This is a genomic window from Lacrimispora sp., from assembly GCF_032078915.1.
In the GTDB taxonomy this organism is placed as follows: Bacteria; Bacillota; Clostridia; order Lachnospirales; family Lachnospiraceae; genus Lacrimispora.
The window spans coordinates 31,844-53,478 of record NZ_DAMAUN010000003.1 but is presented as its reverse complement, the minus strand read 5'-3'; the positions used below and the strand labels follow the sequence as shown (position 1 = coordinate 53,478).

The 21,635-nt window shown below is 45.2% G+C and carries 18 protein-coding genes; 2 read left to right on the top strand and 16 right to left on the bottom strand.

All coding sequences use genetic code 11. From position 1 onward, the window contains the following. Window positions 1-65: 65 nt before the first annotated feature. From RT269_RS02255 to RT269_RS02200, 12 genes are all read right to left on the bottom strand, one after another. On the bottom strand, window positions 66-1,841 hold the full coding sequence (locus RT269_RS02255) for a sensor histidine kinase (RefSeq protein ID WP_313180376.1): 1,776 nt from the start codon (window positions 1,839-1,841) through the stop codon (window positions 66-68). A gap of 49 nt (window positions 1,842-1,890) precedes the next feature. Then, the gene (locus RT269_RS02250; protein ID WP_313180375.1) at window positions 1,891-3,507 is read right to left on the bottom strand and encodes a response regulator transcription factor; all 1,617 of its coding nucleotides are present in this window, start codon (window positions 3,505-3,507) and stop codon (window positions 1,891-1,893) included. Between the two features lie 68 nt (window positions 3,508-3,575). Further along, window positions 3,576-4,217: a precorrin-8X methylmutase gene (locus RT269_RS02245; RefSeq protein ID WP_313180374.1), complete on the bottom strand. Its 642-nt coding sequence runs from the start codon at window positions 4,215-4,217 to the stop codon at window positions 3,576-3,578. A 132-nt stretch (window positions 4,218-4,349) separates the two neighbouring features. Further along, entirely contained in the window at window positions 4,350-5,888 is a 1,539-nt protein-coding gene (locus RT269_RS02240; protein ID WP_313180373.1) for a cobyric acid synthase, read from the bottom strand. A gap of 4 nt (window positions 5,889-5,892) precedes the next feature. Continuing rightward, window positions 5,893-6,981: a pyridoxal phosphate-dependent aminotransferase gene (locus RT269_RS02235; RefSeq protein WP_313180372.1), complete on the bottom strand. Its 1,089-nt coding sequence runs from the start codon at window positions 6,979-6,981 to the stop codon at window positions 5,893-5,895. A gap of 33 nt (window positions 6,982-7,014) precedes the next feature. Continuing rightward, complete coding sequence (gene cbiB, locus RT269_RS02230) at window positions 7,015-8,010, bottom strand: adenosylcobinamide-phosphate synthase CbiB (RefSeq protein ID WP_313180371.1); 996 nt, start codon at window positions 8,008-8,010, stop codon at window positions 7,015-7,017. A 23-nt stretch (window positions 8,011-8,033) separates the two neighbouring features. After that, window positions 8,034-8,468: a bifunctional adenosylcobinamide kinase/adenosylcobinamide-phosphate guanylyltransferase gene (locus RT269_RS02225; protein ID WP_313180370.1), complete on the bottom strand. Its 435-nt coding sequence runs from the start codon at window positions 8,466-8,468 to the stop codon at window positions 8,034-8,036. A gap of 99 nt (window positions 8,469-8,567) precedes the next feature. Then, on the bottom strand, window positions 8,568-9,335 hold the full coding sequence (locus RT269_RS02220; RefSeq protein ID WP_313180369.1) for an adenosylcobinamide-GDP ribazoletransferase: 768 nt from the start codon (window positions 9,333-9,335) through the stop codon (window positions 8,568-8,570). Window positions 9,336-9,543: 208 nt separating this feature from the next. Beyond that, window positions 9,544-10,455, bottom strand: coding sequence for a sugar phosphate isomerase/epimerase family protein (locus RT269_RS02215; protein ID WP_313180368.1), 912 nt, complete (start codon window positions 10,453-10,455; stop codon window positions 9,544-9,546). 191 nt (window positions 10,456-10,646) lie between these two features. Continuing rightward, window positions 10,647-11,477, bottom strand: a complete 831-nt coding sequence (locus RT269_RS02210; protein WP_313180367.1) for a carbohydrate ABC transporter permease — start codon at window positions 11,475-11,477, stop codon at window positions 10,647-10,649. Then, window positions 11,474-12,370 (bottom strand): carbohydrate ABC transporter permease, encoded by an 897-nt coding sequence (locus RT269_RS02205; protein WP_313180366.1) that lies wholly within the window; start codon window positions 12,368-12,370, stop codon window positions 11,474-11,476. The genes RT269_RS02210 and RT269_RS02205 overlap by 4 nt, the downstream gene beginning before the upstream one ends. Before the next feature lie 109 nt (window positions 12,371-12,479). Continuing rightward, window positions 12,480-13,793: an ABC transporter substrate-binding protein gene (locus RT269_RS02200; protein ID WP_313180365.1), complete on the bottom strand. Its 1,314-nt coding sequence runs from the start codon at window positions 13,791-13,793 to the stop codon at window positions 12,480-12,482. Between the two features lie 230 nt (window positions 13,794-14,023). Between RT269_RS02200 and RT269_RS02195 the strand changes: the two genes are divergently transcribed. Then, window positions 14,024-15,655, top strand: a complete 1,632-nt coding sequence (locus RT269_RS02195) for a sensor histidine kinase (RefSeq protein ID WP_313180364.1) — start codon at window positions 14,024-14,026, stop codon at window positions 15,653-15,655. Window positions 15,656-15,687: 32 nt separating this feature from the next. Further along, the gene (locus RT269_RS02190) at window positions 15,688-17,220 is read left to right on the top strand and encodes a response regulator transcription factor (RefSeq protein WP_313180363.1); all 1,533 of its coding nucleotides are present in this window, start codon (window positions 15,688-15,690) and stop codon (window positions 17,218-17,220) included. Here the strand turns inward: RT269_RS02190 and RT269_RS02185 are convergent. From RT269_RS02185 to hydF, 4 genes are all read right to left on the bottom strand, one after another. Next, complete coding sequence (locus RT269_RS02185; RefSeq protein ID WP_313180362.1) at window positions 17,202-18,527, bottom strand: MATE family efflux transporter; 1,326 nt, start codon at window positions 18,525-18,527, stop codon at window positions 17,202-17,204. The genes RT269_RS02190 and RT269_RS02185 overlap by 19 nt on opposite strands. Before the next feature lie 207 nt (window positions 18,528-18,734). Next, window positions 18,735-18,875 (bottom strand): hypothetical protein, encoded by a 141-nt coding sequence (locus RT269_RS02180; RefSeq protein WP_313180361.1) that lies wholly within the window; start codon window positions 18,873-18,875, stop codon window positions 18,735-18,737. Window positions 18,876-18,924: 49 nt separating this feature from the next. Further along, window positions 18,925-20,061 (bottom strand): sodium ion-translocating decarboxylase subunit beta, encoded by a 1,137-nt coding sequence (locus tag RT269_RS02175; protein WP_313180360.1) that lies wholly within the window; start codon window positions 20,059-20,061, stop codon window positions 18,925-18,927. Between the two features lie 316 nt (window positions 20,062-20,377). Then, window positions 20,378-21,574: a [FeFe] hydrogenase H-cluster maturation GTPase HydF gene (hydF, locus tag RT269_RS02170; RefSeq protein WP_313180359.1), complete on the bottom strand. Its 1,197-nt coding sequence runs from the start codon at window positions 21,572-21,574 to the stop codon at window positions 20,378-20,380. Window positions 21,575-21,635: the final 61 nt, after the last annotated feature.

Sequence of the window (21,635 nt, the reverse complement as noted above, 5' to 3'; positions counted from 1 at the left end):
TCTACTTTCCTTTTCATCGCCCATGCTTTATGGGCATAGAGGGATACCCGAAGGGTGTTTCCTTTTCATCGCCCATTCTCTTCGGGCATAGAGGCAGAACTATAAGGAACTGCGGGAAGGCAGATGGTGATCACCGTTCCTTCATCAGGCTCTGACTCAATGGTCAGGCCGTACTTTTCCCCAAAATACAGCTTGATCCTCTCATTGACGTTTTTCACACCGATCCCTGAGCCTTTTTTTGAAGTGACATGGACCTGATCGCAAAATAGGCCCGCCACCTGGTCTTCAGTCATTCCAAGGCCATTGTCCTTCACCATAAAGAATAAGTCATCTCCCTCTTTCCAGACCTTTAAAATAATTTCTCCGTCCCCATCCATGAACTCCATTCCATGATAAATGGCATTTTCCACAAGCGGCTGTAAGACCAGCTTTAAACAGGAAAGCTCCATGCATTCCTCGGCTGCATCAATCTCGTAGGAGAATTTATTCTTAAAACGCATGTGCTGGATCATCAAATAATTCCGCACATGCTCCAATTCATCCCTGACCGTAATAATGCTCTTTCCCTTGCTTAGACTGATCCGGAAAAACCGGGCCAGGGCCGTCACCGCTTTGACCGCCTCCGCCTTTTGCTCGTTTTCAATCATCCACACGATGATGTCAAGGGTATTATAAAGGAAATGGGGATTGATCTGTGACTGTAAGGTATCAAATTCCTGTTTTCTCTTGGCCTCATGCTCCGCTACGATGTCATCCATCAGGACCCGGATCTGCTTTGCCATATTTTTAATGGAATTTCCCAGATGCTGGATCTCATAGGATCCTCCGATGGAAATTGCCGCCTGCAAATTCCCCTCTTCCAGAATTCCCACGGATTTTTCCAGCTCCTTGATGGGATTTGTGATACGGGATGAAATATAGGAGTTAATCAGGGCGAGTATAAACAGGATCAGGGTTATGAGAAACACGATAAAAAGCCTGGTCTTTATGGAATTTAAAGAAACCACATTTTTAGGCGTCACTCCAATGATCTTCCAACCCGTATAGCCGATGGATTTTACCGTAATGTTCCGGGTCTCCCCTTTAAAATCCTCCCGGTGGTTTCCATCTTTATAGCCGGCTGCCACCAGATTGTTCTCCTGCATCCGGCCGGAGTCGATGAGCTGGATCTTGGGATGGTACAGGATCTGCCCGTCATTGCTGATCAGATACACATAGCCTCCCTTTCCTGTGGTCACCCCGTCAAAAAGATGTTCCAGGCTGGAATAGCTTAAATCCACCAAAAGCACGCCCTGGGTGGTAGAGGTGCCTTCCGTCAGCTCCACGGCCCTTGATAAAGATATCACCCACCGGTATTGGTTTTCATTGCTGTCAAAAATATACTGGACATGGGGATAAGAGAAATGTTGGTTTTCCGTCTTCTCCAAAGCATTTAAAAACCAGTTTTCCCTGGTCACGTCAAGGCCGCTTTTAAGCCTTGCGGCAGGAACCGCTTCCACCATGGTTCCTGATTGGGAAAAGAGAGCGATGTTGTCCACATTATCCTTGTTGTTATCATACAGGAGCGTGATTTCGTTATTAATGGATTCCGAAGAAAGATCAGCATTTTTCACGGCGCCATAATACAGGGAATCCGACAGCTTCATGACCGTAAGCAGATAGGATTCCACAGACCTGGCTACCTGATGAATAAGACTCTGGTTTTCCTCCTGCACCATTTCTCCCACCTGGGTGGAAAGGCGCTGATATAGGGAAAAAGTAATCAAAAGACTGGCTGCCAAAGCAGTCACGGTAAAATATACAAAAATAGTATAACGAATGCTTATATTCTTTCTTTCCATATTATCGTCTATCCTTTTGGACATAAGGGATACCCGGAGGGTGTTTCCATTACCTGGCTCCGCGGAATTTAGTCGGTGATACTCCGAATTTTTTCTTGAATACGTAGCTGAAATAGTTTTGTTCCTGATATCCCACCTTCGCTGCCACCACATAGGTCTTATCGTCGGTTTTGTTAAGCAGTTCTACTGCCTTATTCAGACGAATATCTGTCAAATAGGCGATGTAAGCCTGTCCGGTTTCTTTTTTAAACATGGTGGAAAAATAGGCCGGACTCATATGAAGGTGGCGGCAAATCATTTCCACAGACAAATCAGGATTCTGGTAGTGGTCCATAATATACTGCTTTGCTTCCTGGATTACCTGGCGTGTGGTGAAATCGCGCTCCTGGTTAATGAACTGGTTCATTTTCCCTGCAATTTTAAAAAGCCACTGGCCAAATTCCTCTTTCTTCTTTATCCGATCAAAGATTTCCATTCCCTTTAGCTCTCCGCCCATAATATCCTCAAGGGCCAGATCATACTGCTGCATCATCTGGAGAACGCTGTTTAATACGCCAAACATATAAACCTGCTGCTGCCGGTAATGGACTTTTGCGGATTCCATCTTTTCCATGATCCTGGTAACCGCAGCTTCAATCTTTTCGCCAGGGCCGAATTTTATGGCTGAGATTAAATCTGCTTCCGTTACACTGTCAAATTCCAGTTTTCCTACTCCCACCGGTTCCATATCATTGATGTAAATGGTGGTCCCCCTTCCGGCTATGGCTTTATAGCCCAGAGCGTCAATGGAGGACTGGTAGGCTTCCCGGAAACCGGTCAGCTCCCGGAAGCTTTTGCCGATTCCCATGGTGACCGGGACCTCCAGGATCCGCTTTGTTTCCTTGCAGATGTCTCCCAGTACATCGATCAGTCCTGTGGTGGAGTTGTCATCGTCAAGAGCAACGATCACCACCATTTCCGCCTCTGAAACGGACTGGAAAAGAGCAAACCGGCAATAACCCTCTAATTTTTCCCTTACGATCTGCATGACGGATATGGGGATGAGTTCTTCCTCATTGTGAAGGGACAGAGCTTCCTTAACCTCCCCCTTTTCCACATCAATGGCTACGATCATCCATTTCCTTGCACCCATGACAGGCACGCCATACTCCCTAAGCTTTTGTTCCACCAGCTCTTCCGGAAGATTTTTGTGTACCAGATCATTGAAAAACTGCTCCCTGATGATGGGAAGGCTTTTCCGGTAATTTTCCCGAAGGCGGCTTAGATTTCTTTTTTCCTCTATTTCCTGATCCAGATTCCCTTTGATCCTTTTTAATATGGAAGTCAGTTCTTCCACATTGACCGGCTTTAAGATATACTCCGTTACATTCAATTTGATTGCCCTCTGGGCATATTCAAAATCATCATAGCCGGAAAAGATCACCACCTTCATGGAAGGGTACCGCTGCCGTACCTTTTCTGCAAGCGCCAGGCCATCCATGTATGGCATCCGGATATCCGTTAAAACCACATCAGGTTCTAAGATCTCAATCTTTTCCATGGCATCTTCCCCGTTTTCCGCATCTCCCACCACCCGGAATCCGGCTGCCTGCCATTCGATCTTTTTTATAATGCTTTTGCGTACTTCTTCTTCGTCATCTACTAAAATTATGCTGTATAAGTCCATGCTGTTCTTCCCCTTTAATAATCCTGTCGGGTATACTTAAAACCCAAAACCATGGGCAATAAACCAGGTTACTGCTGCTGTATCTGATAAAGCAGGGCATTAACGATTGCCGCTGCCACATTGCTTCCTCCCTTTCTTCCCCTGGCCACAATATAGGGGATGTCAGAAAGGGACATGATCATTTCCTTTGACTGGACTACATTGACAAAGCCCACCGGAACGCCGATGATCAGCCGGGGATGGATTTTCCCTTCCTGTATTAATTCATAAAGGCGTACTAAGGCTGTGGGCGCGTTTCCCACTGCAAATATACAATCCTCGGAAAGTCCTGCTGCCTTATCCATGCTGGCACAAGCCCGGGTGGTATGGTGGAGCTTTGCATATTCTGCCACATCCTCGTCCGCCATAAAGCAGCTGACGCTGCAGCCATTGCGTTTTAAGGCGTTCTTATTAATGCCGGCAAACCCCATATTCGTATCCGTGATGATCCGCACGCCTTCCTTTAATGCCCGGATCCCTTCCTGTACGGCGTGGGGAGAAAATACCAGATTATCCGCATATTCAAAATCAGCGGTGGTATGAATTACCCGTTTGATCACCAGTTCATATTCTGGATCAAGGGCCTTTTCTCCAAGTTCCATGGTGATCAGTTCAAAACTTCTCTTTTCTATTTCTTCGGGAAGTACCCGTTCCAGTTCTTTAAGCTCCATCTGTTTCTCCTTTTAAGTCCGCAGTGCCGCTCGCAAAACCTGTGGTTTTGCGAGCTCACGGGCATTCGCCCTATGAAATAGGCCATGACAAGATTTTCTTATGTGCAAGCACAACGAAAATCTTCTCCTGTCCTATTTCACACTGCTCATTGCTTTCGTGAACATTATCCCATAGATCTGTTCCATGTCAAGGCTGTTCCTTAGCTGGGCGGCCAGCCGTTCATATTGCTCTTCCTTATATTCCTGGTAGTTAAAACCGTCAGTTAGATCCAGGGGAATGCCCTTCTTCTTTGCTAGGGCTTCTACAATTGTCATTGCAATTCCTTCCTTATCAAAGAAACCATGGATATAGGTGCCGTATACATTTCCCCTCTGGCAGCCGTCCATTTTCGCCAAGTGGGAACCGGACTGGCACTCCATGACATAGGCAAGAGGCGGTACGGATCTGGTGGTTTCTCCCATGTGAATTTCATACCCTTCCACCTCCATACCTGACAGTTCCTCAAATATCCCTCCTACGCCGGTGCAGGAGCCTGCCACTCTTGTTCTTGTCTTTTCCGTTCCAAACACGGTGCATACCGGCAGAAGCCCCATACCCCGTACCGGCAGGACAGCCCCTTCCGTTTCCACCTGGAAGGGATCGGATATGCTTTCTCCAAGCATCTGAAAGCCGCCGCAGATGCCAAATACCGGAACCTCTCTGGCCTGAAGCTTAAGGATTGCCGCCTCTAAGCCGCTCTCCCGCATCCAGAGCAGATCCTGGATGGTATTTTTACTGCCAGGCAGAATGACCAGATCCGGATTTCCAAGATCCGAAACCCGGTCCACGTATCGCAGGCTTACCCATGGTATCGTAGAAAAAACCTGAAAGTCCGTGAAATTGGAGATTCTGGGCATTCGGATCACGGCGATTTCCACTGCGGTCCGGTCCGTTCTAACAGTTCCTGCCAGATGGTTTCCAAGACTGTCCTCCTCTTCCAGATCCACATCCATATATGGAACCACACCGGCGACCGGGATGGAAAGCTGTTTTTCAATCATTTCTAACCCTGGATCCAGAATCGTCTTGTCTCCCCGAAATTTATTGACGATCAGGCCTTTGATCCGGGCTCTTTCATCTGGCTCCAAAAGCATTACGGTTCCGTAAAGCTGTGCAAACACTCCTCCCCGGTCAATATCTCCTACTAAAAGCACCGGCGCATCCGCCATTTTTGCCATTCCCATATTTACGATGTCATCCTGCTTTAGATTAATCTCCGCCGGACTTCCGGCCCCTTCTATGACAATGATGTCGTATTCCTCTGACAGCTTTTGAAATGCCCGTTCTACCTCCGGCACCAGCTCTTTTTTGTATGCAAAATACTCCCTGGCAGGCATATTGCCAATGGATATGCCGTTTACAATTACCTGGGACCCAATATCATTGGTCGGCTTTAACAGGATGGGATTCATGGCTGCCTCTGGCTTTACTCCTGCCGCTTCTGCCTGAACCGCCTGGGCCCTGCCCATCTCAAGCCCCTCCTCTGTAATATAGGAATTTAAGGCCATGTTCTGGGATTTAAAAGGGGCCACCCGGTAGCCATCCTGTTTAAAGATCCGGCATAAACCAGCCGCAATCAGACTTTTCCCTGCACTTGACATGGTTCCCTGTATCATGATCGTCTTTGCCATACGGTTATTTCCCTTCTGTCACTATGGTTTTTAATATGGAAAGAAACTCTTCATTTTCTTTCCTCTGCTTTACACAGATGCGGTAATAGGTATCATCAAGTCCTCTGTAATTGGAACAGGAACGTATGAGTACTTTCCGGTCCAGAAGCTGTTTATAAAGAAGCTTCTCTTTCGCAAGAGCCTCTGGCCTTAAATCCCGGAAAAAAATATAATTGGCCATGGAATCAAAAACCAGAAAACCAAGGGAAGAAAGGACTGATTTTAAATACTCCCTTTCACTGGTAATCTCCTGTCTTGTCCTCTTTACGTATTCCGTCTCCAAAAGAGCCGCCTCTCCTGCCGCCTGGGCAAGGCTGGAAACGCTCCAGGGCTGACGTATGAGATTCATCATATCCAGGACCTCTTTTCCTGTGCATATCCCATAGCCCAGGCGCAGACCGGCCATAGCGTACAGCTTCGTAAATGCCTTTAAAAGGAATACGTTCTCATAACCGCCATCTCCAATGAGATCAAGGACTGAATATCTCCAAGGCTCCTGCAAAAATTCATTAAAACATTCATCTACCACGCAAAAGATCCCGCGGTCCCGGGAGTATTTAAGTATCCCTTCCATCGCTTCCTTCTCTACGGCATATCCGGTGGGATTATTAGGATTGCATAAAAACAACATTTGAACATCAATCCTGTTTTTTTCCAGCCAGTCGATCAGTTCTTTTTCAGATAGCCGAAACCCGTTTTCCTCTTTCAAGCAATAGTATACGATGCTGCAGGAAGTTGCCTTAAGGGCCTGTTCATATTCCAGAAAAGAGGGGGCGATCAGCAGGGCATTCTTCGGTTTTAATGCCTGTACGACCTGAAAGATTAAATCTGCCGCTCCGTTTCCGCAGATAATGTTCTCTGCCGAAACACCGTGAAACCTTGAAAGTTCCTTCCGAAGCCTCATGGATTGGCTGTCAGGATAGAAGGAACAACGGTCTGCCGCTTCATAAAGAGCCTCTTTTACCCCAAGGGGAAGCCCCAGGGGATTTATGTTGGCTGAATAGTCCATTGTCACGTTGTTGGTGTATATATCTCCGCCATGCTGATATTCCATATTATTTATCTCCTGGTCAAACGATTGATTGTGCTAAAAAACTATAAAGAACAGCAGGAATACAGGAATCAGGGCCAACACATAGGTAACTGTCATGAGGCAATTGGCTCTGGGGATATCCTCGTATTCCACCGGTCTTACCGCATCTCCAATGGTAGGCTTTTCATATAGCTTTCCAAAATAAAAGGCATTTCCCGCCAGCTGGATCTGCAGCGCTCCTGCACAGACCGCCTCCGTCTGGGCGGAATTGGGACTTTTGTGATTGAAGCGGTCCCTCTTAAATATTACGAGGCCATTCCTGCCGCTGTATGGGTTCCTCTTTTTCCTGATTCCATAAAAAACCTGGCATACATATCCTGCCCCTATCATCAGGGCCGCGGATAACCGGGCCGGTATGAAATTACAGGCATCATCAAGCTTTGCTGCCGCCCGTCCGAACCAGAGATACCGTTCGTTTTTATAGCCTACCATGGAATCCATGGTGTTTACTGCTTTGTATAAAAATACTCCTAATCCTCCAAAAAGAGCCATGAAGAGCAGAGGAGCAATGATTCCATCCGAAGTGTTTTCCGCTACGGTTTCCACCGCTGCTTTTGTGATCCCTTCTTCTGACAATTCTTTCGTATCCCGGCCTACGATCATGGATACGGCCTGCCTTGCTCCTTCCACATCTCCCTTGGAAAAAGCCTTATAGACCTTCATACTTTCTACCCGCAGGGAACGCCATGCCATCATCTGGCCGCACATGATACTTTCTATAAGAAACCCCACATAGGGGGAAAGAAAATAGGCAGTCCAGAGAATTGCCCCGGATACGGTGCCTGTGATCAAAAGCACAAGGATCACCAGCCATATGCCGGCTCGCCTTTCTCCCGTTTCTCCCTTGGGAAACCTTTCCCTTAGCGTTTTCTCCAGCCAGCTTATGAGTGAGCCTATGCCGCAGACCGGATGCCAAAGCCAGCGGGGATCTCCAAAGCACAGATCCAGAAAGCATCCTGTCAGTACTGCTGCTAAATGTAATCGTATCATTCTTTTATTTCCTGACCTTTTGTCTATTTTATCCTAGTTCCAATGCCGCACACCATGCGGTAAACTTCCTTAGAAGTCCGGGCTAATCTTACGGAGGCCCTTCCCGAAACTTCTCTCCATTCCCTGTCCTTTGGGTCAAGAGGCACGATACCGCAGCCAAGTTCATTGGAGGTAATAATAACATCGGGATTTTGTTCCTCAATCGCGTCAATAAAAACATCAACGCTTTTTCCTTCTTTTAAAAGCCGCCTTATATATTCATGAAGACCATGGATGACCGGGCATTTCATGGCAGCTTCAAAGCTGTCACTGCTGCCCTCCGCAACCTCATACTCTTCTTTTTTTTCTTTTTCATACACGAATGAACCATGGGGATTCGTTATTTTATCAGCACTCTTTGCCAGCTCAAAGGCAAATGCCAGCTTCCCTTGCCATGCTCCGCCAATAATTAATATCATATCTCCTCTTTCCTGCCCATGCTTTCTGGGCATAAAGGTATACCAATTGGGTCTTTTCTCATTACTAACCATGCTTTCTGGGCAATGCACTTCCCGCTTTTATAAAGACATCAGATGAGAAACCACAGCCAGTCCCGCCACAAGAGCCAATTCACATATCTGAAGAAAATATCCTGCCAAATCGCCGGTAATTCCTCCGAATTCCTTCTTTGCCATAGAATAATAATACCAATAAACAAGAACGGAAATGAAGAAAGTCATGATAGCAGGCATCGTTCCTCCCAAATACCATATTCCCCATTCTGCCGCAGCCAGATACAAGATCATAGTAATTGCCACGGTCCGTTTCTGTGCTGCTCCGGAAAAGGAAGCCGCCAGTCCGCTCTCCTTAGCCATTGGGAATGTAACGACGGACAGGCCGCTTAATGCCCTTGTAACTACGAATATTATGGAATAGGCCGGGATCATGGCCGGACGCATTTCTAAAAAAGCGGCCAGATAGAGTATCAGATAAACGCAGCATCCGAGGATGGCAAAAGCGCCTGTATGGGGATCCTTTAATATCTCAAGCTTTTTCTTCCTGTCCCCATGGGAGGATTTTGCATCAATCACATCCAAAAATCCATCCATATGAATGCCTCCTGTAACCAGGATCGGAATTACTACCGGGAGAATCTGCCCGAACTGACGGAAACCAAGGGCATCGCAGCCACGAAAAACTGCAAACTCCAGCAAACCGATGACTGCCCCGATAAGAGGGAAAAAACACATGACATATTTCATCCGCTCCTTTGTCCATTCCATCTGGGGCATTGGAATACGGGAATACATAGAAAACGCAATTACTAAACTGCCAAATAAATTCATATTCCTCCTCCTCTTAATGCTTGAACCAGACTACGCGCCTGAAAGATAAAATTATCATATCACAGAATAAGAAAAATGTCATTTCCATTCAAAAGTACAATCTCTGTTTTTACATAATATTTAAGAAGTTGCGTCCAAAACTTAAAGGGAAACGCTGCTAAATAGAACAGCGTTTCCCTTTAAGTTTTAACATATATACGCATATTAATTATATTCCGGTATGCTGATTTCCTTTCGCTTCCCAATACATGCCGGTAAGCTTATCTCCTGCTTCATATGCTTTCTTTAAGAATCCTTCCATATTTTCATCATAGCACATTAATTCCAGAACCAGAGGCAGCTCATACGTTGTTGCGGCAACTGCTGCCATGACCTCCTGCCAATCAATATTACCGTCCCCTGGAATCTGATGGAAATCAGCGGAGCCGCTGTTATCATGAATGTGGATTGCATACAGGTGGTCTTTGTACCGATGAATTATATCGGTCATCTTCCTGCCCCAGACCATGTTCCCATGCCCTGTATCCAGGCAAAAGCCCATAAACTGCGATGGATACCTGGCAAAGAGTCTGTCCAGCTGGTCCAGCTCATACCGCTCCGGCATATCAAACAGATTCTCAATACAGATGCGTACTCCCTTATGAGTGCAATAAGGCTGAAGCTCATCAAAGGATCGGTATACTTGTTGATAAAAATGCTCTTCTGCCTCTGGCTTCTCCTGTATCGTAAAATGAGGGACATACAAATGGAGAACGATCTCTTCTGCTCCCATGCACGCCGCCAAATCAACCCGGTTCTTAATCAGTTCTACTCCTGCTTTTCTGTTATACTCCACATCAGAGGTATAATCCTTACGGTAATGCCCATCAATCAGATTTACATTCCGCTTAGAACCCTTGGATGCATGGAGGGCTTTTGCCTTCAGCCCGTATTGATCCAACCATTCCTTAATCTGCTCCATCTCATAAGAGGAATAAATATAATCTCCATCCCATTCATAGCACCAGTGGATATGGGTAAATCCTGCCTGTGATATTTTATATAATATTTCGTTAATTTTTTCAATCCGGGTAAACTCTCCGGCAAAATCTGTTGCAATCGCCAACTGTAAGTTACTCATATCTGCTCCTTTCCATCGCCTGTTACGGCACATATTGATCCTTTTCTTTCCATTTTTATAAATAATAAGCAGAGAAGGCCTGACAAAACCGTCACCGCCAGCCATACATATATGGTAGTCTGCCACCCCGGTACTCTACCATAAGTCCAATGGTAAACGTTAAATATCCACTACTGCATACCCGGCGGCCTCTAGCCCTTCACCGCACCGTTGGTCAAGCCGCCAATGATCTTTTTCTGCATAAACACATAAAACACCATAATCGGCAGCATGGACAGTAAGAAAGCCGCAAAAATCATTGGATAGTTAATAGCATGTGTCATCTTGAAGTTATATTGGAACAGAGTAAGGGTCCAGTAATCTGGTGACTTATTTAAGGTCAGCAGAGGGAGGAGGAAGTCATTCCAGTACCAAAGTCCGTTTTTGATCAATACGGTTGCCGTCATGGGGCTTAGAAGGGGGAATACAATATGGACATAAATCTTCCAGGTCGATGCTCCATCAATATACGCCGCTTCTTCCAATTCCATGGGGATGCCTTGTATGAAGGCCACATAAAGGAAAACACCTTCACATACCGCGCTTGATATGTATACGATGATCAGTCCGGGGATATTCAGCATATCCATCACTGACATAACTTTAATTAACGGAAGCATTTTTACCGTAAACGGTACGAAAATACCTGCCAGTAAAAAGAAATAGAGGGATTTATAATATCCTTTTTCCCATATGTTCCTGGCAATTGCATAGGATACCATGGGTATAACAGCGATTGTTCCAAGGGAAGCAAACACCGTAATCGCCAACGTATTTAAGACTGTCCTTGGATATCCGGAATTCGTTACAATCGATATAAAATTATCAAAATTAAAACGTTTTGGCAATGCAAAAAAGCTTTGGCTCAATTCCTGAGGCGTCTTCATGGAGGTTATTACCGTTAAATAGACCGGATATGCGATCATAATAACACCCATGATCAAAAAGAGATACAATGCCGTACTTTTCAATTTCCTGCTCATCCCTCTTCCTCCTGATATACACTTTTCTTATTGCTGAAAGCGATCTGTAAAAATGAAATGAAACAAATAATTACGGTCACTACCACAGCTTCTGCAATACCCAGGGAGAAGTTAACCTCCTTGAAGCCATGATTATAGATCAGCAGCGCCGTACTTTCCGTTGCGCCGCCGGGTCCTCCGTTTGTTAATGCAACAATATAATCATAGATTGTCAAACCATCCTTGATCACCAATACCATAACTACGGTAAGTACGGGAAGCAAAAAAGGAAAGGTAATGAATTTGAACACATGCCATCTTCCGGCACCGTCAAGGGAAGCTGATTCTACAAGCTCCTGAGGAACATTCTGAAGGCCAGCCATTAATAAAACCGTGGGGATAGCAATTCCCTGCCATACATTGGTGATCAGGACCGCATAAATTGCCAATTTAGAACTGGACAGCAGACTCCTGCTCAGCCATTCACAGTGAAGCAGCTGTCCGATCCGGGGCAGGACCTGGAAAAATACCTCGTTAAATATAAGGCCCACCGTCAGCATACTGACAACCGCCGGAAAAAAGTACGCTCCCCGAAAGAAATCCTTCGCCTTGATTTTACTGTTTAAGATAAGAGCCATGGCCAGACTGAGACCAACGATACTTACGACTAACAGAACCGTATATTTGAAATTAAACCAAATTGCATTCTGAAAGCGGCTGCTTAACAGCACTCTGACATAATTCTTTATTCCAACAAACTGATAATTACTGGACAATCCGTTCCAGTCGGTCAGGCTGTAATAGATTCCCGCACCTACCGGATAGATAAAAAAGAGAATGTACAATACCGTTGCCGGAACAGAAAAAGCAAACATTGTAATATTTCTCTCAGTCATCCTTTTCCTTTTCTTCATATATCCTTCTACCTTTCTAAAAAATGGCTACTGTAAGTACTCCGCTACAATAGCCATTTTATTTTTGGCAAGCCTCCGGCCTTTCGATACTGCCCGCTTTTATCTGCCGTTATTGGGACGCATATTTTTCCTTACAGATCCGATCCGTCTCCTTAAGGAAATTGTCTGTATTCTTGTCTGAGATAAGCTGCTGCACATATACAGACCATTCAGAACGCCATCCCGACGGCCAGAAGTTCACCATGGTCAGGAAGGTATTTCCGCTGTCAATGACTTCCTTGATGCTCTTTAAAGGTTCTATATTATAATTTACGCCTTTGATCACTGGAGGGGTTCCTTCTTCATCCGCTACCATTTGATAGATTTCCGGCCTTGATAAGAATTCAATGAATGCTTTTGCCTCTTTCTGATGAGAGGTCTTGCTGGATACGCCATAAGCAATATCCACATTGATGGGAGTCTTATAGTCATCACTTACCGGACTTGGATAAGGAATTAAGGTGAAGTTCAAATCAGGGTTGTTTTGCTGAATTACCGTGTATTTGGCTGTTATTGCAATAAACATTGGGATCTTCCCGTTTGCAAAATCAGCAACACACTGTTCAATGCCATAGGACAGGGTATCTCCTGCATATTCCCTGGTTTTAAGCATTGCCTGTGCAAGCTCCTTAAAATAAGGCTTATCTTCATCGCCAAAGGAGGCCTGGGTCGTCCCTACATTCTCTGTGTCTGTGTATACATCATTTTTAATTATACCGACGATTCTTTCTCCTTCCTGTGCCAGATAGCCGGGATCTTTATCAACAAACGTAAAGGGCGTGATTCCTTTTGACTGAAAGGCTTCACATACAGCCATCAATTCACTCCAAGTGGCGGGCAATTTCAAACCTGCTTCTTCAAACATGGTCCTGTTGCAATAAATGCCGAACGAATTCAAAGCAAAGGGCATTGCATATATCTTACCGTTCCAGGTAGAGAATTGCAGTGCGCTGTCCGATGCTCTGTTCAGCCACTCCTCATTGGTCAATTCTGTATACACCCCATCATCCATCATGGTGTGATAGGCTGTCTCTGCCGGATATACGGACATGATATCAGGAACATCCCCGGTAGAAACTCTGGTGAATAATACCGTTTCTGCATCTGCAGGTGCAGTCTGCTTTATTACCACATTAGGGTATTCCTCTTCGAACTTTTCAATTACTTTATTAAATACCGCTTCTCCTTCGACCTTACAATTGAAAAATTCCAGCTCCACTTTTCCATCAGCTGAAGCCTCTTTTCCATTTCCCCCAATGGAACCGGCTGCTCCTCCCTCCGCCTTATTGCTTTGTTCCGCGGTCTGGCTGGCCAGACTGCAACCGACCAGTGTCAGTGCCATTAGCATAGTCCCCAGCCCGACACCCAATACTTTCTTTTTCATAAGAAACCTCCTTTAAACTCCTGGTATTTTCGTTTGTGTGTTCATTATAGAGGATTCTTTCTCAATATGCTTGCCATATCTTCTGATCTTATTGCCATATCTTCTGAACTAATAAAGTGCGCTCTGCTTCCCGGCCTTTCTATGATATAATGAATATACAAAAAAGGCAGATTATGAGACCTTCCCGGTTGCTCTGCCCCGTAGGAAACCAAAGTAGAAAGGACACCTCCATGATGAAAAAATCGGATTTTCAACTTTCTTTCCCAAAAATGAACAACCAGCTGAAGCTGATGCTGATTCTGGAAGCAATCGTACTCATGGGTGCATACATCATTATCACTGGTGCGTACCAGAATCTGGAACGGCATAAGACCGAAGAAGCGGTAAGGCAGCTAAACGCTACCCTGATGACCAATATCGAGCATACCGCCAATGCCTTGGACACACTTACCAAATCCCTGATCAGCAGTGAAGCCTACGAGGTGTCCCCCTCTCTTTGGAGCTATTTAAAATCCCATGCAAGACAAAAAGAAAATCCAGGGAGGGTGGATGGATTATTTATAGAAAAATATTATCAGCTTACCATCTTATTTCCTCAGTTAAACTGCCTCTTCCTGTTTCGTCCGGAAGGGGATTTAATGAGCTACAAATACAACGACCAGAAATACCACCTGCTGCAGGAATTACCGGAAAGCGACTGGGTCACCACCCTGAAGGAGAACAGGGGAGCCCTTTCTTTTGTCACCCAAAAAGAAGCAGAGGACTTGGGATACCAGGTGAACAACAGGCTCTTGTTTGCCGGACGGGTTTTGAATAACATCAGTGCTTCCAGACCGGTGGCCATTATTTTAGCCGGCATTAACATCTCAGACCTTCAGTATGATTTTAAATGCAATAAATTATTTGATTCCCAGCAGTTTGCCTGCTTTGATGCCAACAAAAAGCTGTTATTTTCCTCCGATGGCTTTGGGGATATTACCTGGCAGGAAATACAGTCCCCCAGGATCCAAGACCCCTATGCATATTACTTAACTGCCAATGACAACCATACTTTATACAGCGTCATTGCTACGGATAAAAAGGATATCACCCAGTCTTCTTCCTTCCTGCGCCCTGTCTTTTTGATGATCATCCTGGTGATTTTCTTGTCCAATCTTCTGCTGTCCTGGATGATAACCAAGCGGGTCATAAAATCCTACGGGGAAATGACAAAACAGGTATATCAAAAGAACCTGGCAGAAAAGGATTTAAATCTGCAGATGCTGAGATCGCAGATCAATCCCCATTTTTTGTACAATACTCTGGACCGGATGCGGATGGCCTCTCTCAATGCCAGCTACCCCCATTTGGCGACCATGTGCGAACTGCTGGCAAAGATTCTCCGCTTTGGCGTCTCTGAGGCCAATAAACTGGTGACCGTAGAAGAGGAACATGTCCATCTGGAGGAATACATCCGTTTAATCAAATTAAGCTATGCCAATGTATCCATCAGCACCAGCCTGGATCCTGAAATCCTTTCCTACCGAATGCTTAAACTGTTACTGCAGCCGCTGGTAGAAAACAGCATTAATCACGGCATTATTGATGATGCTTCCAATGGTTCCATTCAAATATGGGGATATGAAAAAGACGGAGTATTGATTTTCACCGTTTCAGATAATGGAAATGGAATGGATGAAGAACACCTTGCCCTGCTGCGGGATTATCTGGAAGATAAGAATACCGCTTTTCACAGCATCGGTTTAAAAAACATCCGCAAACGTATTCAGCTCTATTACGGAAAAGAGTATGATTTATACATTGACAGCCGGCTTCACCAGGGTACAACCGTAACAATTAAAATTCCAGTCGTAAAAGAATAAATTGTTTGAGCAGAAAGTGATAGGAGGCGCATATGACAAGCAATTATATTTTAATCGTAGATGATGATCCGGATATTCTGGAGGGACTTACCCACGCGGTAGAAAAGGAATTTGAAAACAAGCTAAACGTACTTAGCTGCAGGAACGGGATCATCGCGGCTGATATCTTAAGATGCAATACCATCGATATCCTGATCACCGACATAAAGATGCCGGTTATGAACGGGATTGAATTGCTGGATTTTATCAAACAGCATCATATCACCTGCAAAAGTGTTGTCTTAAGCAGCTATGACGATTTTAATCTGGTAAGGGATGTCCTTCGTCTGGGTGCAGCCGATTATCTTTTAAAACCAGTTGATTTTCCGGTGCTGTATCAGCTCTTATACCGCTTGCTGGCCCAGGTCATGTCAAAGCAGAGCAGTTCTTCCGGACGCAGCTATCCCATTAACATGCAGCAATTACTGGAGTCTTATCTGCAGATGCCCATGCAAAAGACCGCCCAGATGCTTGCATTTGAAGAAAAGTATTCCCTGATCCCAGACTCTGCCTGTATCGTCGGCTGCATTAAGCTGGATGCGGTTTATTCCGGAAAGCTTTTTCAGCTTCAGGAAGGTCTGCGTGAGGACCTTTATCACTGTCTGAACCAGTCCCATATCCAATACCGAACTACCGTAACAGGGGAAATGGCCTCCTGCTTTGTATTTATGCTGTTTCCTGATACGGATATCCCACGCTGCCTGGACAGCCTGCATTCCTTTGGGGAGTATCTGGCTGACCAGGGCTATAAGTTTAAGTTCAGTAAACGATATGCCACCTTCCACCAGTGCTCCGATGGGTTTAAGGATTGCCTCACCTGGTTTGAACTGGGCTATTACGACCTTCCCTATACCCCTGCTTATGAAGGTTGTACTGCTGAGGATCTCTTAAAGTTTATCCATCAGGCAACAAATTCCCTGGCGGTTTATGACATGAAGAATACCCTGCATTATCTCCGCCTGTTCTTTGCAGCCATCAATCATCTGAAGCCGCCGGTAAAAGAGACTAAAAAAATACTAAATAACACGATCTATGCATTGATCCGGCTGAATCCAAAATTTATTGAGCCGGTCAGCGGACTTAAATTCAGCGAACATGATCTGTTCAGCCAAATCGAGAACGCTCCTTCCCTTTCGATTCTGGAAAAAGAATTATACTGTTCCTTAAATCATCTGGTTGAAATAGTTTTGCATTCCCTTCAGAATAAGGAGGACTGCATCATTGAAAAAGCAAAATCCTATATCGAAAGAAACTACAATGAATGCATCAGCCTGGAAGATGTGGCAGCTCATGTTTATATGAATAAAAGCTATTTTTCCTCCTTTTTTAAAAGCAAGGCCGGCCTTACTTACCGTGATTATCTTCGCAATTACCGCATAGAAAAATCCATTTGCCTCATTGTGGAAGGCAATATGAAAATCTATGAGGTAGCCCAGGCAGTTGGTTATAATGATTCCGCACATTTTATCCGTGCCTTCAAGGAGGTGACCGGAAAAAGCCCCGGCGATTATAAGGTATCCTTATAAACTTCTGTCCTCTTTTTCCAAAATACTAATATCACACCAAGAACACTCACCAATCCTTCTGTCATAACAAATGCCAGCCATACCCCCGTCATTCCCCAAATCCGGCTCAGCAAGAGCACCATGGGAACCAAAACACCACAGCCCCGCGCCACAGAAATAATAAAGGCATTCAGCCCACGCTCGGCTGCACTTAAATACATGCATACAATAATATTGATTCCCGCAAAGAAAAAGCCGGCGAAGTAGATCCTAAGCCCCTCCCTGGCAAGAAGTACAATTGCTGCATTCTGCTCACTGTTAAACACATTGATCATTTGATCCGAACAGAAAAATACCAGTGTATAAATTGCTGACGCTATTGCCAGGGAGGTGATAACCGCATATTGAAGCAGTTTTTTTATAATAATACCATTCCCTGAGCCATAAGCCTTGCTGATTAACGGCTGTATCCCCTGTGCAATTCCCGTAAATACCGAGATTCCTACCAGTGCTATATTAGCTACAATCCCGTAGGATGCAACCCCTAAGTTTCCCTCCAGCCCCAGGATGACCAGATTAAAGGTGATCAGAACAATCGCCGAAGACACCTCCGTAATAAATGCGGCCAGGCCCAGGCCAAAGATATCGCGGACAGCCTTCCACTGAATTCTGCTTTGTAACAACCGGAGACCGCTTTTCCCCTGTATAAAGTGGGCAGATAAAACCACAAGACTGATGACGGGTGCCAGACCGGTGGCAAAGGCTGCACCAAACATCCCCATCCCCAGCGGAAACATAAATACATAGTCCAAAATTATATTGGATAGGCTTCCTGTCAGCATTGCAATCATGGACAACTTAGGATTATTGTCATTTCTCACAAATGCCAGCATGACATTGTTCAGGATGAAAAACGGGGCAAAGTATAGTATGGTGCTTAAATATGCCTTAGTCAGCGGCAATGTGGCTGCGTCGGCTCCCAATAATACGGCCAGAGTCTCAGTGCCCAGGACTCCTGTGATTGCAAACAACGCTCCCGCCAGAATTCCCAGCTTTAAACTGGTGGTAAAAACTGCATTTATCAGTTTTCCCCCATTCTGGGATTTCAGAATGCTGTAGCGGGTAGCACCTCCTATACCGATCATCAATCCAGTACCGTTCATCAGGCTGTAAATCCCAATTGAAAAATTCAGTGCTGCAAGGCCTGCAGCGCCCAGTGCCTTTGATACAAAAAAGGTGTCTGCCAGTATATAGCAGGAAAGCCCGATCATCCCCAAAATATTAAGGCTCACATATTTTGTGTAGTCTTTTAAGACAGATTGTTCCATCTCATATCCTCCTTTGAACATAAAAAAGGCGTTCTTAAAATATTCCTTCTACGACCTAACGGAATATTTTAGAACACCTTAAAATTCTTTACCCGGTGGCAAAGAACAGGTTATTTATTTAAAACCAAAGTTATCATAATATAGTTTTGACTGTTTGTCAATCCTTTGTGATTTTAACCCTGTCTTTATAATATTTCATACATTACTTTACTCATCCTTTTTATCCAAAAGGGTTTTTTCAAACCACTGAAATCCCATAATAAGCAGTGTGATAATGATGATAACGATAAATATACTGAACATTCCCTTCCACATGATGTCCAGGGACAAAAGAAATTTATCAAGCATAACTGGCTCCTTTCTATCCGATTGCCGAATTTCCGTTGGCAGATACTGGTCATAATAAGGTGGTCAAAAGGTTTAAGACAATCCCTCCTGCCAAAACAGAGGCAATCTGGCCGGAAACATTTGCTCCGATGGCATGCATCAGCAAATGATTGGTGGGATCTTCTTTTATGGACATCTTCTGAACGACCCGGGCTGACATAGGGAACGCGGAAATACCGGCTGCGCCTATCATAGGATTGATCTTGTTCTTACGGAATAAATTAATGAGTTTGGCAAACAGCACTCCTCCTATGGTGTCGAATACAAAGGCAACAAGGCCAAGGACGAGAATAACAAGGGTCTGCCAGGTTACAAAGGCTTCCGCTCTCATGCTGAAGGAAACAGTAATGCCCAGCAGCAGGGTGACCAGATTGGCAAGAATATTCTGTGCCGCATCTGATAAGCTGTGCAGAACGCCGCATTCCCTTAACAGATTTCCGAACATCAGAAAGCCCACCAGGGAAACAGACTGGGGTGCAACAAATCCAGCAATCATAGTGACTGCAATTGGGAAAATAATTCGGATCCTTTTGGATACGGATACTGGATTATAAGGCATCCGGATCATCCGCTCCTTTTTGGTGGTAACCAGCCGAATTGCAAAGGGCTGGACCAAAGGAACCAGAGCCATATAGGAATAAGCCGCCACCGCAATTGGCCCGATATAATTTGATTTGAGTATCTGGGATACCAGAATGGAAGTCGGCCCGTCAGCAGCACCGATAATACCTATGGAAGCCGCGTCTCTAAGATCAAATCCAAGTAAAACAGCTACAGATATCGTTAAAAAGATACCAAATTGGGCCGCTGCACCAAACAGCATCATGATGGGATTGGATAACAAAGGCCCAAAATCGATCATGGCACCGATCCCGATAAACAAAAGAAGAGGCAGCGCTTCTGAGGCTTCGATCCCGGATTCAAACAGCCACTGGATAATACCATGAGTATTTCCTATGCCAGGCAGCGTCTGATCGATCACGCCGGATAAGGGCAGGTTGACCAGTATCGCCCCAAATCCCATGGGAAGAAGGAGCGAAGGCTCGTACCCTTTTTGAATAGCAAGATAGATCAGCAAAAATCCGACGAGATACATGATTAACTGAGGAACGGTTACAGAGGTAAGACCTGACAGCAAAAAATTCATATTAAATCTCCCTTCATGCTAGTGCTCTTTTGTATCGGTGAGATCATCATATACAACCAAAAAGACAAGACTCGGCCCTAAATTAGGACACAGGTCTTGTCTTTTAAAATTAAACCAGAACATTGCTGTTCAGGATGTTGATTTAACTGCATGCTGATAAAATAGAAGGCCTTTTTACTAGCCGCGCATGCTGACTACTCCCCCATATCTGATTAACTTTACCATATCATAAATATAGCCGTAAGTCAATGTTGTCAGGAACTTTTATGATCTCTTAACACATATAAATTACGGGAAAAGGCAAGGCCGTCTCCTGTTAAATCAGCAGCTCTTCCAAATCAGGAAGTGCTTTTAAGCTCCTTTTTAAAATTCCCTTCATATAAGCGATCGCAATTCCATAATTGGTAAATGGCACACCGGCATCTGACGCACACTTTCTTCGGTATTCTATCTCCCTTTCATTTAACATGCAGCCGCCGCAGTGGATGATCAGCTTATAGGCTGACAAGTCTTCCGGAAATTCCCGTCCGGAGGAAGTTTCTATGAGAAGCTCTTTCCCTGTATACTGCAAAAGCCAGCGGGGAAGCTTTACGGTACCAATATCATCACACTGCCTGTGATGGGTACAGCCTTCCGAGATCAGGATCCTGTCCCCAGCCATTAAATCCCCAATGGCCGCCACTCCCTTTACCGCATCCTCTAAAAAGCCTTTATACCTGGCCAGAAGGATAGAGAATGAGGTGAGAAGAATCTCTTCCGGCGTATCCTTACTTACCTGCTCAAAGACCTGGCTGTCCGTAATGACAAGGGCCGGTCTGGTTCCCAGCCTTTTAAGAGTTTCCTTTAATTCCGTTTCACGCACTGCCACCGATATGGCACCTGCCTCCAGGATATCCCGGATCACCTGCTGCTGGGGCAGGATGAGGCGGCCTTTGGGCGCCGCCTTGTCAATGGGGATCACCAGCACCACCAGGTCAAGTGGATCCAGCAAATCTCCTACGATCCTCATTTTTGTATCCCCGGTGTTTACAAGGCTTCCGATCCTTTCCTTTAACTCGTGGATGAACAATCCCTTAAAGGCACTGACAGAAAGTCCGTCCTCATAGGCCTGTGGTCCGGTCAGATCGCACTTATTATAAGCAACCACATAGGGGATCTTCTTTTCCTTAAACAAAAGGATCAATTCTTCATCGGTTTTTGTCTTTCCAACAGCCCCATCCACAACTAAGACTGCACAATCAGACCGGTTTAAGATCTGCTTTGTCTTCCTTACCCGCATCTCGCCCAGAGCGCCTTCATCATCAAACCCCGGCGTATCAATGATGACCACCGGTCCCATGGGAAGAAGCTCCATGGATTTGTAAACAGGATCCGTGGTAGTCCCTTTCACTTCCGATACAACGGAAAGCTCCTGCCCTGTCACTGCATTGACAACGCTTGATTTTCCTGCATTGCGGCGGCCAAAAAAGCCGATATGCACCCGCTCTGAGGATGGTGTTTCATTAAGTCCCATGCCTGTCACCTCTCCCTACTGTCAATTTTTGCAATGGCAGCAAACCAAAGCCAAGCTTACT

Excerpts from the sequence above, each read along its gene's own strand:
- RT269_RS02205 (WP_313180366.1), bottom strand. The coding sequence starts at position 12,370 with ATGAAGAAAAGGAAAAGGATGACTGAGAGAAATATTACAATGTTTGCT.
- RT269_RS02195 (WP_313180364.1), top strand. The coding sequence starts at position 14,024 with ATGATGAAAAAATCGGATTTTCAACTTTCTTTCCCAAAAATGAACAAC.
- RT269_RS02175 (WP_313180360.1), bottom strand. The coding sequence starts at position 20,061 with ATGAATTTTTTGCTGTCAGGTCTTACCTCTGTAACCGTTCCTCAGTTA.
- RT269_RS02240 (WP_313180373.1), bottom strand. The coding sequence starts at position 5,888 with ATGGCAAAGACGATCATGATACAGGGAACCATGTCAAGTGCAGGGAAA.
- hydF (WP_313180359.1), bottom strand. The coding sequence starts at position 21,574 with ATGGGACTTAATGAAACACCATCCTCAGAGCGGGTGCATATCGGCTTT.
- RT269_RS02190 (WP_313180363.1), top strand. The coding sequence starts at position 15,688 with ATGACAAGCAATTATATTTTAATCGTAGATGATGATCCGGATATTCTG.
- RT269_RS02200 (WP_313180365.1), bottom strand. The coding sequence starts at position 13,793 with ATGAAAAAGAAAGTATTGGGTGTCGGGCTGGGGACTATGCTAATGGCA.
- RT269_RS02215 (WP_313180368.1), bottom strand. The coding sequence starts at position 10,455 with ATGAGTAACTTACAGTTGGCGATTGCAACAGATTTTGCCGGAGAGTTT.
- RT269_RS02180 (WP_313180361.1), bottom strand. The coding sequence starts at position 18,875 with ATGCTTGATAAATTTCTTTTGTCCCTGGACATCATGTGGAAGGGAATG.
- RT269_RS02250 (WP_313180375.1), bottom strand. The coding sequence starts at position 3,507 with ATGGACTTATACAGCATAATTTTAGTAGATGACGAAGAAGAAGTACGC.
- RT269_RS02245 (WP_313180374.1), bottom strand. The coding sequence starts at position 4,217 with ATGGAGCTTAAAGAACTGGAACGGGTACTTCCCGAAGAAATAGAAAAG.
- RT269_RS02185 (WP_313180362.1), bottom strand. The coding sequence starts at position 18,527 with ATGGAACAATCTGTCTTAAAAGACTACACAAAATATGTGAGCCTTAAT.
- cbiB (WP_313180371.1), bottom strand. The coding sequence starts at position 8,010 with ATGATACGATTACATTTAGCAGCAGTACTGACAGGATGCTTTCTGGAT.
- RT269_RS02220 (WP_313180369.1), bottom strand. The coding sequence starts at position 9,335 with ATGAATTTATTTGGCAGTTTAGTAATTGCGTTTTCTATGTATTCCCGT.
- RT269_RS02255 (WP_313180376.1), bottom strand. The coding sequence starts at position 1,841 with ATGGAAAGAAAGAATATAAGCATTCGTTATACTATTTTTGTATATTTT.
- RT269_RS02225 (WP_313180370.1), bottom strand. The coding sequence starts at position 8,468 with ATGATATTAATTATTGGCGGAGCATGGCAAGGGAAGCTGGCATTTGCC.
- RT269_RS02210 (WP_313180367.1), bottom strand. The coding sequence starts at position 11,477 with ATGAGCAGGAAATTGAAAAGTACGGCATTGTATCTCTTTTTGATCATG.
- RT269_RS02235 (WP_313180372.1), bottom strand. The coding sequence starts at position 6,981 with ATGGAATATCAGCATGGCGGAGATATATACACCAACAACGTGACAATG.